This window comes from Actinomadura darangshiensis (assembly GCF_004349235.1).
In the GTDB taxonomy this organism is placed as follows: Bacteria; Actinomycetota; Actinomycetes; order Streptosporangiales; family Streptosporangiaceae; genus Spirillospora; species Spirillospora darangshiensis.
In genome coordinates, this window is record NZ_SMKY01000056.1 from 24272 (window position 1) to 38746 (window position 14475).

Sequence of the window (14475 nt, forward strand, 5' to 3'; positions counted from 1 at the left end):
GAGCGGTCGCGGGCATCTTCTAGAATTTCGTTCGGCCACATGGGGCGGTGTTCGGGGGGACGTCCCCGCGAGGAGGCTGGATGAGCGCGATCCCGATGGAGCGGCCCGTGCTGGGCGACGCCGAGGCCGCGGCGCTAACCGGGCTCGCGGCCCGCGTCCGGGAGCTGGCCGAGGCCGTCGTCCTCACCGGCGTGGACGCCGCCGAGGCGGGCGCCCTGGCGGACGAGGTCGCGGCGCTGACCGCGCGGCTCACCGCCGAGCGCCGGAACGCCCCGCCGTTCGTCACGCCCGGCGAGCGCCGGCTGGACCGGCAGGTCGCCAACCCCGTCACCGGGCCGCTCAACCCGCTCGCGCCGCCCATCGAGCTGGCGGTCGCCTCCGGCGGCATCGTCCGGGGCGAGTTCACCCTCGGCGCCGTGTACGAGGGCCCGCCGTCGTACGTGCACGGCGGCGTCTCCGCGATGGTGCTCGACCAGGCGCTCGGCATGGCGGCGGCCGCGTCCGGCACGCCCGGCATGACCGCGACGCTGGAGACCCGCTACCGCCGCCCGACCCCGCTCGGCGTCCCGCTCCAGGTGGAGGCGAAGGCGAGCCGGGTGGAGGGGCGCAAGGTCTACGCGTCCGGGACGATCAGCGCCCCGGACGGCCGCGTCACGGTCGAGGCGACCGCGATGTTCATCATGCCGCAGCGGTTCGTCACGTCGGCGTACTGAGCTCCACGCGGTCCTCGGCGGGGGCCGGCAGCAGCGCGAGCGCCGTCAGCGTCAGCACCGACGCGATGATCATGCTGATCGAGATCGCCTGCCAGCCGAAGTCGTGCAGCAGCCACGTCGCGAGCAGCGGCGCCGGCCCGCCCGCGAACACCGAGGCGAGCTGGTAGCCGATGCCCGCGCCGCCGTACCGCAGCCGGGTCGGGAAGGTGCCGGCGATCAGCGACGCCTGCGGCCCGTACTGGATCGCGTGCGGGATCTGCGCCACCACGACCGCGACGACGATCAGCGCCGCGACCTCGGTGTTGAGCAGCGCGAAGTACGGGAACGCGAAGATCGCCACGCAGACCGAGCCGGTCGCGTAGACCCGCCGCGGGCCGATCCGGTCGCCGAGGTGGCCGGCGGCCGGGATCGTGAACAGCTCCACCACCGCCGCCGCGGTCACCGCGCTCAGCGCGAGCCCCTGCGCCATATCGAGGTCCTCGTGCACGTAGGTGAGCGCGAACGAGGTGAACAGGTAGAACGGCATCTGCTCCGAGCAGCGCAGCAGCGCGCTCAGGATGATCTCCTTGGGATGCCGCTTGAGCACCTCGGCGACCGGTACCCGGGCGACCTCGTCCCGCTCGACGACCTCGGCGAACAGCGGCGTCTCCATCACCCGGACGCGAACCCACAGCCCGATCCCGACGAGGACGACGCTGAACAGGAACGGGACGCGCCACGCCCAGTCCTTGAACGCGTCCTCCGCCGACAGCGCGATCCCCGTCATCATCCCGGTGCCGAGGATGAGCCCGATCGGGACGCCGAGCTGCGGCAGGCTCGCCATCAGCCCGCGCCGGTTCCGGTCGCCCCACTCCATCGACAGCAGCACCGAGCCGCTCCACTCGCCGCCGACCGCGATGCCCTGCAGGATCCGCAGCAGGACGAGCAGCACGGGCGCGGCCCAGCCGATGGAACCCGTGCCCGGCAGCACGCCGATCAGCGCGCTCGACAGCCCCATCAGCACCAGCGTGACGATGAGCGTCGCCTTCCGGCCGAGCCGGTCGCCCCAGTGCCCGAAGATCGCCGCGCCCACCGGACGGGCCGCGAACCCCACCGCGTACGTCGCGAACGCCGACAGCGTCCCGGCGTAGTCGCTCGACTCGGGGAAGAAGACGTCCTTGAAGACGATCGCCGCGGCGGTGTTGTAGAGGAAGAAGTCGTACCACTCGATGGACGTGCCGATGACGCTCGCGGCGGCGGCCTTGCGGACCTGCGCGCGGCGCTCGCCGGGGTCGGCGGCGCGGGCGCGGCCGGCCTCGCCGGGATCCAGGACCATGGGAGCTTCCTTCTGTGCGACCGCCCCCGCCGGTTCCTGCAATCGTGACCGACCGATTCCCGCGCGATCCGCGGCTGAAACCGCTTTCCCGGAAACGGGCTACAAACGCGTGGTCCGCCGCTCAGTACTCGTAGACCTTGACCGCCGGGTCGTGCTCGTACCAGGACGCGACGACCGACGAGGTGTGCTCGTCGGCGAGGAAATCGACGCGCAGCCATCCCTCGGCCTGCGTCACGCGCGTCTCGTAGCCGGGGTTCGGCGTCGCCGACACGAGCCGCACCCGGTCCTTCTCGAAGGACATCGCGGCACGTCCGCCGCGCGTCGCGTAGCTGCGGACGTTGTCGGCCGGCTTCGGGTGCGAGGTACCGCCCTCGGGTCTGCCGGGCGGTGCCTTCGGCTTCTTGGACGGTTCGGGTCCGGTGTCCTCGCCCGTCGGCGGGCTCGGCCGGGCCGTCGGCGACCCGATGGTCGCCGGGCCGGGCGGCGTGGACGGGCTGGAGTGGATGACGGGCCCGGCGATCGGCGGCGGAGCCGACCGCTCCGACACCGCGCCGCGCACGACGCCGCGCACTCCGAGCCATGAGAACGCCACCGCGAGCGCGGTCACCCCCACCCAGGGGGCAACATACGACATTGCGCGACGCATGGGCACATGGTGGCATACGGTTCGGCCATGGCGAGTGTTCTGGTGGTCGAGGATGATGCGAATGTCCGGACCGCCTTGATAAGGGAACTGAGCGTCCGGTCCCATGTCGTGCGCAGCGTCGGAACCGCGATGGACGCGCTGCGCGAGGTCACCCAGGCGCCGCCCGACGTCGTCGTCCTCGACCTCGGGCTGCCCGACCTCGACGGCGCGGAGGTGCTGAAGATGCTGCGCGGCATCTCCGACGTGCCGGTCATCATCGCGACGGCGCGCGACGACGAGCCGGAGATCGTCCGGTTACTGAACGCGGGCGCCGACGACTACCTCATCAAGCCGTTCTCCATCGAGCACCTCAGCGCCCGGCTCGCCGCGGTCCTGCGCCGCTCCGTCCGGTCCGGCCCGACCGCCGAGCTCAGCGTCGGCGGCCTGCACATCGACCTCGACCGCCGCGAGGCGCTGCTGGACGGCGCGCCGCTGGAGCTGACCCGCCGCGAGTTCGACCTGCTCGCCTACCTCGCCGCACGGCCCGGCCGCGTCGTCGCGCGCCGCGAGCTGCTCGCCGAGGTGTGGCGGCAGGCCTACGGCGACGACCAGACCATCGACGTCCACCTGTCCTGGCTGCGCCGCAAGCTGGGCGAGACCGCCGCCGCCCCCCGCTACCTGCACACGGTGCGCGGCGTCGGGGTCCGGCTGGCCGAGCCCGATCCGCGGTCATGAGGAAGACGCTCGTCCTGGTGTCGCTGGCGGTGACCTCGATGGTCGCGCTGGCGTTCCTCATCCCGCTCGCCCTCACCGTCCGGGAGATCGCCCGCGACCGGGCGCTCACCACCGCCGAACGGCAGGCCAGCGCGCTCGGCCCCGTCCTCGTCGTCACCGAGGACCCGGCGGCCCTCGAACGCGCCGTCGCCAGCACCCAGGCGGGCGCGGCCGGGCGGATGACGGTGCACATGCCGGACGGCGGGCTCGTCCCGCGCAACCCGCACGGCGACTTCAGCGCGCGCCCCCGGCAGCTCACCGAGGCCGGGCGGCGCGGCCGCTCCTACACCGCCCGCGTGAACGGCGGGTACGCGCTGCTGCAGCCGGTGTCGCTGGACGCGGGGCGTACCGCCGTCGTCGAGGTGTTCCTGCCGGACGACGACCTGTCGCGCGGGGTGTGGAAGGCGTGGCTCGTCATGACGACCGTCGCCGCCGCGCTCGTCGCCGGGTCCGTCGCCGTCGCCGACCGGCTCGGCGCCCGCATGATCCGCTCCACCCGGCGGCTCGCCGAGGCCGCGGGCGCGTTCGGGGACGGGGAGATGTCGGTCCGGATCGAGCCGGACGGGCCGCCCGAGCTGATCGAGGCGGGGCTGGCGTTCAACGCGATGGCCGACCACGTCGTGCAGCTGCTGTCGGCCGAGCGGGAGATGGCGGCCGACCTGTCGCACCGGCTGCGCACCCCGCTCGCCGCGCTCCGGCTCAACGCCGAGGCGCTCGGGGACGGGTCCGTCCCCGACCAGACCCGGGAGGCGGTCGACCGGCTCGAACGCGAGGTCGACCAGATCATCCGGACGGTCCGGCGGCCGACGGGGCGGGGCAGCTGCGACGCCTCCAAGGTGCTGCGCGACCGGGTCGCGTTCTGGTCCGTCCTCGCCGAGGACGAGGGGCGCTCCTGCGAGCTGATCGGCGCCGAGGGCCCCGCGCCGCTGCCGGTCCCCGGCACCGAGCTGGCCGCCGCCGTGGACGCCCTGCTCGGCAACATCTTCCGGCACACCGCGGAGGGCACCGGCTTCGTCGTCACGCTGCACCAGGGGCAGGGCACCACCGGCATCCTCGTCGCCGACGGCGGGCCCGGCATCAGCGACCCGGACGCGGCGCTGAAGCGCGGCAGCAGCGGCGGCGGGTCCACCGGCCTCGGCCTGGACATCGCCCGCCGCGCCGCCGAGGCGACCGGCGGCTACCTGCGCATCCACCGCAGCGTCCTCGGCGGCGCCCAGGTGCAGATGTGGTTCCGGACGCGGTGGCTGCCGCCCACCCGCCGCTCCCGCAGGCTCGTCGGGCGCCGCCGGCACTCCCGCACCAGCCGCGCTTGACGGCTGCGGCCTCCACGCACCCGGATCGGCATAGTCCGGGCTTAAATGTGCCTTAACCATGCGGGCGGCGGTTCCGCGCGGCCCTAGCTTCGTCGGCATGAAACGCCCCCGCCCTCAGTACGTCGCCGCCGGCCTGATCGGTGTCGTCGGCCTCGCCGTCGCCGTCCTCATCGCCGTCACCGCGATCCTCGCCAGCGGGAACATCCCCACGGCGCCCAGCTCCTACAAGGTCCAGGCCGTCCACGTCGCCGACGCCGGACCCGAGTTCGCCCCCTACGTCGACGGCAGCCTCTACCCGCCGTTCGACCTCGTCGACACGGCGAAGAAGACCGGCGTCAAGACGTTCACGCTGGCGTTCATCACCTCCGGTGGCGGCTGCACACCGAAATGGGGCGGGACCACCGAACTGGACGCGAACCCGGTCGCGAACCAGGCGGAGGCCCTGCGCGCGGCCGGCGGCGACATCCGCGTCTCGTTCGGCGGCGCGTCCGGCAGCGAGCTCGGTCTCGCCTGCACGAGCGCCGACGCGCTCACCGCCGCCTACGACAAGGTCGTCACCGCGTTCGACCTCTCCCGGGCGGACTTCGACATCGAGGGTGCCGCGCTCCCGGACACCGCCGCCAACACGCGCCGCGCGCAGGCCATCGCCGCGCTGCAGAAGAAGCACCCGGGCCTCAAGGTGTCGTTCACGCTGCCCGTCCTGCCCACGGGACTCACGCAGGACGGCGTGAACCTGGTCGCGAACGCCAAGGCCAACGGCGTCGCGATCGACTCGGTCAACATCATGGCGATGGACTACGGACCGCCTTCCTCGGCGATGGGCGACCTCGCCGTGCAGGCCGCGACGTCGACCGAGGGGCAGCTCCGCGAGGCGCTGGGTGTCTCGTCCGCGTGGAGCCGGCTCGCCGTCACCCCGATGATCGGCGTGAACGACGTCGCCACCGAGACCTTCACCCTGGACGACGCCGCGCAGGTCGCCGCGTTCGCGTCCGACAAGGGGCTCGCGTGGACGGCCATGTGGTCGGCGAACCGCGACAAGGCGTGCGCGGGCGGGCCGAAGCCGCAGGCCGACCCCACGTGCAGCAGCATCGACCAGGAGCCGTTCGCCTTCACCAAGGCGCTCGCCGGCTAGTCGCGCCGGTGGTCGCCGGTAGTGCCGTCGATGAGCTCCCGGACGATGTCCATGTGGCCGGCGTGCCGCGCGGTCTCCTCGACCATGTGGACGAGCACCCATCGCAGCGACACGGCCGGGCCGAACCAGGCCTTGCCCTCCGCGTCGATGTCCAGCTCGTCGATGACCCGGTCGGACGCGGCCCGTGCCCGCCCGTAGAACGCGACGATGTCCGCCGTGGTCTCGTCCGGCTCGACCCGGAGGTCGGCCTCGGGGTCGTCGTCGTCGAAGGGGAGCGGTTCGGTCTCGCGCCCGAACGTGTGGCAGAACCACTCGTAGTCGACGGCCGCCAGGTGCTTGGTCAGGCCGAGGAGGCTCGTCCCGGACGGGGTCATGGGCCGGCGCACCTGCTCCTCGTCCAGGCCTTCGAGTTTCCAGAGCACCGCGTCACGATGCCGGTCGAGGCTGTATTTCAGGATTTCCTTCTCGCTGCCGGTGAAGGGCTCGTTGTCCATGCCGGGACGCTAGCAGGGCGCAGAAGCCGGGCCGGAACCCTTTTTCGAGGGCGCCGGCCCGGCGGGAGCGCGGTCAGCAGTTGTCGTACTTGATGTACCACTTGCCGTTGCCGTTACCGAGCTTGTAGTCGGCGATCCAGTGGTGGTGGCTCATCCGCACCCACAGGTACCCGTTCCGGCGCTGGATGGTGTCCCAGTCCGTGGTGACCGAGGTACCGTGCTCCAGCGCGCCGACCTTCTCGTAGCCGGTGCCCGGCCCCGTCCGGACGTTGAGCCCGTCCGCGGGCAGGACCCGCCCATGGCACCAGCGGGTGCGCTGCTCGTCCCGGACGAGGAGCCGGTTCATCGCCGCGGCGGCTCCTTCCGGGCCCACCACGATGGCGCCCGGCCCGTGGCCCTCCTCGTCCTGCGGGGGCCGCGGCTTCGCCGGCCCCGACTGGTCGTGCCCCGGTTTCGGCGGCGGCTGCGCGGCCCCCGCGACCGCGCCCAGACTCAGCGTGCTCCCGATGAGCGCGGTGGCGGTCAGGCCCACGCCGAGCTTCATCCCTACGTGCATCTGTTCCTCCAGGTTGGTGCGACGTACAGCGGCAGACTACCCAGAGTCACATAATATGGACGCAATGTAATGAAGACTCTTCTTTTCCGACGTGGCCGGTCATGTCCCGCCGGGCTCGGACGCGGCGTCCGCCTCCCACTCCCCGCCGAGGTAGGCGCTGCGCATCCGCGGGTCGGCCGCCAGCTCGGCGGTCGTGCCGGCCAGCACGACCTCGCCCAGCTCCAGCACGTATCCGCGGTGGGCGACCTCCAGCGCGGCGCCCGCGTCCTGCTCGACCAGCAGGATGCCGGTGCCCGCCGCGGCGATGCCGCCGAGCCGCGCCAGGATCTCGTCCACCAGCAGTGGCGCCAGGCCGAGGGACAGCTCGTCGATGAGCAGCAGCTTCGGCCTGCTCATCAGCGCCCGCGCGATCGCGCACATCTGCTGCTCGCCGCCGGACAGGCTGCCCGCGACCTGGCTGAGGCGGTCGCCCAGCACCGGGAACATCTCCAGCACCGGGGCGAGGTCCTTGTTGCGGCCGAGCCAGCCGCCGAGGCGCAGGTTGTCGCGGACGGTCAGGCCGGGGAACAGCCGCCGCCCCTCCGGCACGTGCGCGACGCCCGCCGCGGCCACCGCCTCCACGGACGCGCCGATCAGCGACCGCCCGGCGAGGACGAGCGTTCCGCTCCGGTCGGGGATCATCGCGGTGACGGCCCGCAGCAGTGTGGACTTGCCCGCGCCGTTGGGCCCGACGAGCGCGACGATCTCCCCCTCGCCGACGTCGAGGGACACCTCGTGCAGCACCCGGACCCGCCCGTAGCCGGCCGTGAGCCGGTCGATCTCCAGCATCATGAGCGGTTCTTCCTGGTGTAGCGGTGCCCGAGATAGGCCTCGACGACCCGCTCGTCGCTGAGCACCTGGCGGGGCGGGCCCTGGGTGAGGACGGTGCCGTGGTGCAGCACCAGCACCTCGTCGGAGATCGCGGCGATCGCCTGGATGATGTGCTCGATGATCAGCACGGCCAGGCCGTCGCGGCGCAGCTCGTCGATGAGCCGCAGCGCCGGGTCGATCTCGGCGGGCCGCAGCCCGGCGAGCACCTCGTCCAGCAGCAGGACGCGCGGCCGCAGCGCCAGCGCCTTCGCCAGTTCCAGCCGCCGCGCGTCGGCGACCGACAGCTCGGCCGGCGGGACGTCGCCCCGGCCGCCGAGCCCGACCCGCTCCAGCACCTGCGCCGCCTCCCGGCGCGCGTGCGCGGGGGTGCGGACGGGCGACGGGCCGAACATCGCGGCCACCGCCACGTTGTCGGCGACGGTGAGGCCGCGGAACGGCTTGACGATCTGGAAGGTGCGGGCGACGCCCGCGTGCGCGACCCGCCACGGCCGCGCCCCGGTGAGGTCCTTGCCGCCCACGTGGACGGTACCGGCGGTCGGCTTGAGATGTCCGCTGATGAGGTTGACCAGCGTGCTCTTGCCCGCGCCGTTCGGGCCGATCACGCCCAGCGTCCGGCCGGGCGGCAGCGCCAGGTCGACGCCGGACACCGCCAGCAGCCCGCCGAAGCGGCGTTCCAGCCCCTCCGTCCGCAGGACGGGCGATTCGTCGGTCGCGGTTCCGGCGGTCGGCGGGGTCGCCTCCGGCTCGGTCATAGCCGGTACCTCCGCACGTTGGACAGGAGCGAGAAGTCGCGCATGCGCACCGCGTCCCGGACGAAGTTGACCAGGCCCTGCGGCAGCAGGATCACCGCCACGATGATGAGCACGCCGAGGGTGAAGCTGTGCCACTGCGCGAAGTGCTGCCGCAGGTACTCCGAGACGACGGCGATGCCGAGCGCGCCGAGGATCGGGCCCGAGACCGTCCCGGACCCGCCGATCACCACCATCACGACCATCAGCACCGTGATGTTCACGTCGAACAGGCGCTCGGGGTAGATGGTGACCTGCTGGAAGGCGTAGGCGGACCCGGCCGCGCCGGTCAGCGCGGCGGACATCCCGAACGCGACCGTCTTCGCCCAGGTGGTGTTGATGCCCAGCGCGGCGGCGGCGTCCTCGTCCTGGTTGATGGCGCGCAGGGCGTATCCGGTGCGGCCGCGCGAGATGAGCGCCGCGACCAGGGCCGACACCGCGCCGAGGCCGAGGAACAGCAGGTAGAAGCCGTCATTGCCGAGCCACAGGGTGGGCGCCTTGGCGCCGGTCGACGGGATGGTGATGCCCGCCCCGCCGCCCGTCCAGCGCGGGACGTTGGTGACGAGTTCGCGCAGGCCCTCCGCGACGCCCAGCGTCGCCACCGCGAAGTAGTGCCCCTTGAGGCGCAGCAGCGGCAGCCCGATCGCGGCGGCGAACACGGCCGCGACCACCGCCGAGATCGGCCAGGCGACCCAGAACGACAGGTCGCCGTGGACCATGAGGACGACCGTGGTGTAGGCGCCGAGGCCGAAGAAGCCGACCTGCCCGAAGCACGCGTAGCCGGTGAACCCGCCGATGAGGTTCCACCCGACCGCGAGCGTGACGAACATGAAGACCGTGGTGACCGTCCGCTCCTGGCCCGAGTAGAGCTGGCTCTGCAGGCCCAGGCAGGCCAGGACGGCGACGGCCCCGACGGCCCACGGCAGCCACGCGGGACGGCGTCCTCTCGGAACGGGCGCCTTCTCGCCCTGGCCGGTGCCGGCCGCGGCGGTGCTCGTCTCCATGCTCACACCTCCACCCGGCTCGCGTAGAACGCCCGTCCGGCGATGCCCTGCGGGCGGACGGCCAGGACGACGACGAGCACGCCGAAGGCGACGGCGTTGACCAGCGTGCCGGGCAGGAGCTGCCCGCCCCACGCCTCGACGAGGCCGAGGACGATCCCGCCGATCAGCGCGCCGTACATGTTGCCGAGCCCGCCGAGCACGGCGGCGACGAAGCTGAACAGGGTGAAACGCCCGGCGTCGGCGGGACTGAACGTCCCGACGGCGCTGACCGCCGCGCCGGCCGTGCCCGCCATCGCGGTGGCGATCCCGAACGTGAGCGCGTAGACGTGCCGCGCGCGGATGCCCATCAGCCGGGCCGCGCCGCGGTCCATGCCGGTGGCCAGGATCGCCAGGCCGGTGCGGGTGTGCCGCATCACCGCGACGAGGACCAGCGTGATGGCGAGCGCCACGGCCGCCGCCAGCAGCCGCCCGAGCGGGACGCGGACGCCGGTGAGCAGCGTGAAGCCGTCCCCGGCGTACCCGGTCGTGACCGACCGGTAGTCGCCGGAGTACAGCAGGACCAGGCCGTTGACCAGGACCAGCTCCAGCCCGAACGTGAGCAGCAGCGTGATGAAGATCGGCGCCTTCACGACCATGTTGATCAGCCCGCGCTGCACCAGGTACCCGGCGGCGAACAGCGCGATGCCGACCGGCACGATCGCGGCGAACGGGTCCAGGCCGAACCGCTGGTTCAGCTCGAACGTCAGGTAGGCGCCCACGAGGACGAACGCTCCGTGCGCGAGGTTGATGACGTTCATCACGCCCCACACGAGGGAGAACCCGACGGCGATCAGCGCCAGCAGCCCGCCCTGGAGCAGCCCGTAGACGGTCGCCTGCAGGAACTGGCTCATTTCCCGGTGCCCGGCCAGACCATCGGCGCCTCGGCGACGTCCTTCGGCCACACGCTGACCGGCCTGCCCTTCTGGATCTGGACGACCTGCATCTTCTTGGTCAGGTTCTGGCCCTGTGCGGTGAACTTCAGCGGCCCGAAGAAGGTCGGCTCGTTCAGCCCTGCGAGGGCGTCGCGGACCTTGTCCGCGTCGGTGCTTCCGGCCTTCTCCACGGCGAAGACCAGGGCGAGGCAGGCCGCGGTCGCCTCCGCGCCGTGGTACTCGGGTGCGCGGCCGCCGTACGCGGCCTTGAACGCCGTCGCGTAGTCCTTCGCGGAGCCGATCCACTTGTCCTTGCCGGTCGTCGTGTCGGTCCACTGCGTGGAGCCGAGAACGCCCTCGGCGTCCGCGCCGAGCGACTTGGCGAAGTCGGGCGTCGGCGGCGCCACCGTCTCGGCGAACCCGCCGGCGGGCCTGACGCCCAGCTCCCTGGCCTGCTTGATGATCGCGATGCCCTCGGCGACGTGCACCGAACCGATGATCACGTCCGGCTTCATCGGCTTGACCTTGGTGAGCGCGGACGAGACGTCGGAGGTGCCGCTCGGGAAATACTCGGTGGCCACGACCTTGAAGCCGAGCCGCCGCGCCTCCTCGGCGCCCGACTCGGCGACGGTCTTGGAGAACCCGTCGTCGGCGGACAGGAACGCCATCGTGCTCGGCTTCGGCTTGGCCATCTCGTTGATCGCCTGGACCATGGACGCGGCGTAGGAGTGGGCGGGGGACAGGGCGGCGAACGTCCGCCTGTACCCCTTCTGGAAGATCTTGTCGTCGGCGCCGGAGCTGTCGGCCATCACCTGGCCGTTGCGCTCGATCACCGCGGCGGCCGCCTCGGTCGTCGCCGAACCGTAGGGACCCAGGATCAGCTTGACGCCCTTGTCGTTGAACTGGTCGACGAGCTGCGCGGCCGTGTCCGGCTTGGACGTGTCGTCCTGGTACTTGATGTCCAGCTTGAGCTTCTTCGAGCCGACCGGGACCCCGCCCTTGGCGTTCACCGCCTGCCGGCAGAGCTCGTAGCCCTCCTTGGTGAGGCCGCCCTCGCGGGCCAGCGACCCGGTGAGCGACAGGGACGCGCCGATCTGCAGGGTGTCCCCGCCGCCGCTCGCCTTGTGCTCGCCCTTCGACCCGCATCCGGCCGCTACCAGCGCGACCGCCGTGACCAGTGCCGCAGCCTTCCTGGTGTGCATGTCGTCCGCCCGTTCTCCTCGAATCGGCCGGGCCGCCGTCCGCCCCGATCGAAGGAGCGGCCCAAGCGCCTGTACCAGCGCTTATGCACGGGAAGGTAAACGGGGCCGGCTGCGCACCGGAAAGGGCGGAGTGCGAAATTTGAGATTTTTCTAGGATCCGGGCTGTATGCAGCGAGCGTTCGGATTCTTACAGTAATGGGCGATGCGAATCCTGCTCGTCGAGGACGATGACCGGTTCGCCGACGCCCTCATGGTGGCGCTGCGCCGGCAGGGCTTCGACGTGTCCCGGGCGAGCACCGCGGCCGCCGCGCTGGACGCCCCCGAGCCCGACCTCGTCCTGCTGGACCTCGGCCTGCCCGACCTCGACGGCATCGAGGTGTGCCGGCGGCTGCGCGGCGCCGGCGACGTCGCCATCATCGCCATCACCGCCCGCGGGGAGGAACGCGACCGCGTCATCGGGCTGCGCTCCGGCGCCGACGACTACCTGGTCAAGCCGTTCGGCATCGCCGAGCTGAGCGCCCGCATCGACGCGGTCATGCGGCGCGTCCGGCCCGCCGCGCGCCCCGCCGTGACCGTGCACGGCCTCCGCGTCGACACCGCCCGGCGGCTCGTCACCGCCGCCGGCGGCGCCGAGATCGCGCTGACCCGCAAGGAGTTCGCGCTGCTCGCCGCCCTCGCCCGCGACCCCGGCGTCGTCGTCTCCCGCGAACGACTCCTCGCCGAGGTGTGGCACAGCACGTGGCCGGGCGGGCGGCGCACCCTCGACGTGCACATGGCGACGCTGCGGGCCAAGCTCGGCGACCCGTCGGTCATCCAGACCGTGCACGGCGTGGGCTACCGGCTCGCCGTCCGCGACGACACGGCCGAGCCCAGCGGCGCGAAGGGCACGTGAGGCGGCTGCGGCCGGGAGGGTGGGAGGCATGCTGCGCCGGATGCTGGTGCTCTACGCGTCGCTGCTGCTGCTGGTGCTGGCCGCGCTGGAGGTGCCGCTCGCCATCGCGTTCGCCGCCCGCGGCACCCAGAGCCTGTTCATCGACCAGCTGAACGACACCGCCCGCTTCGCATCCCTCACCGAACCGGCGCTGCGCACCGGCGAGCTGGTCACGCTGCGCGCCGAGCTCACCCGCTACGACGACCTGTACGGCATCGCGACCGCCGTCGTCGACCGCAACGGCTCCGTCGTCCTGTCCTCCCGCGGCGGTCTCGCCCTCGACGAGACCGCCCGGCTCCGGGTACGCGACGCCCTCTCCGGGGAACGTTCCGACAGCAAGGAGGTGGTGTGGCCGTGGCGGCGCGCTCCGATGGTCGTGGCGGAGCCGGTCGGCCTCGGCGGCCGGGTCGTCGCCGCCGTCATCACCATCTCCCCGACCACCGCCGTCCGCGACCACACCCTCACCCGGTGGGCCGAACTGGCCGCCGCCGGCCTCGCCGCGCTGCTCGTCTTCGGGCTCGCCGCCGTCCCGCTGACCCGGTGGGTGCTGCGCCCCGTCCGCCGTCTGGACGAGGTCACCGGCGAACTGTCCGCCGGCCAGTGGCAGGCGCGGGTGCCGGTGACGACCGGCCCCGCCGAACTGCGGCGGCTCGGCGAGCACTTCAACGCGATGGTCACGGCGGTCGGGCAGGTCCTCGAACAGCAGCGGTCGTTCGTCTCCTACGCCGGCCACCAGATGCGCAACCCGCTCGCCGCACTGCGCCTGCGCGTGGAGAACCTCGCCCCGCACGTGCCGCCCGGCGGGGAACGCGACCTCGCCCTGGCCATCGACGAGGTCACCCGGCTGGGCCGCATCCTGGACGGCATCCTCGCCCTGGCCCGCGCGGAAGGCGGCGGCTACTGCCTCGCCGCGGTCGACTGCGGCCGGGTCGCGCGGGAACGCGTGAACGCCCTGCGCCACAACCCGTCCGGGGTGCGCGTCCGGCACCGCGGCGCGAAGCACGCGGCCGTCCTCGCCGCCCATGACGGCGTCGGCCAGATCCTCGACGCCCTCCTGGACAACGCGATCAAGTTCGCCGGCCGCGGCTCGACCGTCACCGTCGCCGTCTCGCGCCCCTTCCACACGTCCGACGGCCCCACCGTCGCCATCGACGTCGTGGACGACGGCCCGGGCATCCCCGCGTCCGACCTGGCCAACGCCGCCCAGCGCTTCTGGCGCAGACCGGAACACCAGAACATCGACGGCACCGGCCTCGGCCTGAGCATCGCCACGGCCCTGGCCGAGGCGTCCGGCGGCGCCCTGCGGCTCCACCCGGCCCACCCGCACGGCCTGCACGCCACGGTCGTCCTGCCCGCGGTCAGCCCTGCCGCTTCGCCTCCCGGTAGTACCGCATCGCGCCCGGATGCAAGGGCAGCGGGTACGTCGAGACCGCCGACCTCCGGTTCAGATGCAGCGCTTCCGGGTGCGCGGCGGCCAACTCGTCCCGTCGCGTGAAGAGCAGCCGGGTCAGCTGATAGGCCCGCTCATCAGGCATGGAGGCATTGACCACCAGATAGTTCGGCACCCCGATCGTCCGGACCTGCCCCGCAAGCCCATACGTCGACGCCAGAATCGACCGCTCCTCATAGAACGCCCGGTACCGCCGCTTCAACGGCTCGACGAACGCACTCAAATCAATCAGCCGAATAGGCACGACCTGCGCCAACTCAGCGATCGCCCCGGTAGGCAACCCCCAGAGAAGAAGAAGGCGTCGATACGCCCGCCCCTCAGCGCATCAGCGGCATCCCCGACCTGCAATCGGCGGATCCGCACGTCCCCCTGCTTCACCCCCGCGACCGTGAGCAAC

15 protein-coding genes and 1 pseudogene are annotated in these 14475 nt (G+C 72.6%); 6 read left to right on the forward strand and 10 right to left on the reverse strand.

Translation table 11 applies throughout. The features are described 5' to 3' along the window. The first annotated feature begins 80 nt into the window (after positions 1–80). Entirely contained in the window at positions 81–713 is a 633-nt protein-coding gene (locus tag E1293_RS15135; RefSeq protein ID WP_132198026.1) for a PaaI family thioesterase, read from the forward strand. Here E1293_RS15135 and E1293_RS15140 read toward each other — a convergent pair. Together E1293_RS15140 and E1293_RS15145 are read right to left on the reverse strand one after the other, a co-directional pair. Further along, the gene (locus E1293_RS15140; RefSeq protein ID WP_132198027.1) at positions 697–2028 is read right to left on the reverse strand and encodes an MFS transporter; all 1332 of its coding nucleotides are present in this window, start codon (positions 2026–2028) and stop codon (positions 697–699) included. The two genes, E1293_RS15135 and E1293_RS15140, sit on opposite strands and share 17 nt — an antisense overlap. Before the next feature lie 121 nt (positions 2029–2149). Next, the gene (locus E1293_RS15145; protein WP_132198028.1) at positions 2150–2674 is read right to left on the reverse strand and encodes a hypothetical protein; all 525 of its coding nucleotides are present in this window, start codon (positions 2672–2674) and stop codon (positions 2150–2152) included. A gap of 27 nt (positions 2675–2701) precedes the next feature. Between E1293_RS15145 and E1293_RS15150 the strand changes: the two genes are divergently transcribed. From E1293_RS15150 to E1293_RS15160, 3 genes are all read left to right on the forward strand, one after another. Next, the gene (locus E1293_RS15150; RefSeq protein WP_207938867.1) at positions 2702–3388 is read left to right on the forward strand and encodes a response regulator transcription factor; all 687 of its coding nucleotides are present in this window, start codon (positions 2702–2704) and stop codon (positions 3386–3388) included. Further along, positions 3385–4740: a sensor histidine kinase gene (locus tag E1293_RS15155; protein ID WP_132198029.1), complete on the forward strand. Its 1356-nt coding sequence runs from the start codon at positions 3385–3387 to the stop codon at positions 4738–4740. Before E1293_RS15150 ends, E1293_RS15155 begins: the two co-directional genes overlap by 4 nt. A 97-nt stretch (positions 4741–4837) precedes the next feature. Continuing rightward, entirely contained in the window at positions 4838–5872 is a 1035-nt protein-coding gene (locus tag E1293_RS15160; RefSeq protein WP_132198030.1) for a chitinase, read from the forward strand. Here the strand turns inward: E1293_RS15160 and E1293_RS15165 are convergent. The 7 genes from E1293_RS15165 to E1293_RS15195 form a co-directional block, all read right to left on the reverse strand. Further along, positions 5869–6366: a DinB family protein gene (locus E1293_RS15165; RefSeq protein WP_132198031.1), complete on the reverse strand. Its 498-nt coding sequence runs from the start codon at positions 6364–6366 to the stop codon at positions 5869–5871. The two genes, E1293_RS15160 and E1293_RS15165, sit on opposite strands and share 4 nt — an antisense overlap. Before the next feature lie 73 nt (positions 6367–6439). Further along, positions 6440–6922, reverse strand: coding sequence for an SH3 domain-containing protein (locus tag E1293_RS15170; RefSeq protein WP_132198032.1), 483 nt, complete (start codon positions 6920–6922; stop codon positions 6440–6442). A gap of 99 nt (positions 6923–7021) precedes the next feature. Next, positions 7022–7753 carry an ABC transporter ATP-binding protein gene (locus tag E1293_RS15175; protein ID WP_132198033.1) on the reverse strand — a complete coding sequence of 244 codons (732 nt, stop codon included), beginning with the start codon at positions 7751–7753 and terminating at the stop codon, positions 7022–7024. Then, on the reverse strand, positions 7750–8544 hold the full coding sequence (locus tag E1293_RS15180) for an ABC transporter ATP-binding protein (protein ID WP_132198034.1): 795 nt from the start codon (positions 8542–8544) through the stop codon (positions 7750–7752). The genes E1293_RS15175 and E1293_RS15180 overlap by 4 nt, the downstream gene beginning before the upstream one ends. Then, positions 8541–9584, reverse strand: a complete 1044-nt coding sequence (locus tag E1293_RS15185; protein WP_132198035.1) for a branched-chain amino acid ABC transporter permease — start codon at positions 9582–9584, stop codon at positions 8541–8543. The genes E1293_RS15180 and E1293_RS15185 overlap by 4 nt, the downstream gene beginning before the upstream one ends. A gap of 2 nt (positions 9585–9586) precedes the next feature. Beyond that, positions 9587–10474: a branched-chain amino acid ABC transporter permease gene (locus E1293_RS15190; protein WP_132198036.1), complete on the reverse strand. Its 888-nt coding sequence runs from the start codon at positions 10472–10474 to the stop codon at positions 9587–9589. After that, on the reverse strand, positions 10471–11697 hold the full coding sequence (locus E1293_RS15195; protein WP_132198037.1) for an amino acid ABC transporter substrate-binding protein: 1227 nt from the start codon (positions 11695–11697) through the stop codon (positions 10471–10473). Before E1293_RS15195 ends, E1293_RS15190 begins: the two co-directional genes overlap by 4 nt. A gap of 202 nt (positions 11698–11899) precedes the next feature. Here E1293_RS15195 and E1293_RS15200 point away from each other — a divergent pair, with 202 nt between their 5' ends. Then, on the forward strand, positions 11900–12589 hold the full coding sequence (locus E1293_RS15200; protein ID WP_132198038.1) for a response regulator transcription factor: 690 nt from the start codon (positions 11900–11902) through the stop codon (positions 12587–12589). A 409-nt stretch (positions 12590–12998) separates the two neighbouring features. Beyond that, positions 12999–14123: a sensor histidine kinase gene (locus E1293_RS15205; RefSeq protein ID WP_424923633.1), complete on the forward strand. Its 1125-nt coding sequence runs from the start codon at positions 12999–13001 to the stop codon at positions 14121–14123. Here E1293_RS15205 and E1293_RS50715 read toward each other — a convergent pair. Beyond that, a pseudogene (locus tag E1293_RS50715) lies at positions 14059–14322 on the reverse strand (TAXI family TRAP transporter solute-binding subunit); the annotation flags it as partial. The gene E1293_RS15205 and the pseudogene E1293_RS50715 overlap by 65 nt on opposite strands. Positions 14323–14475: the final 153 nt, after the last annotated feature.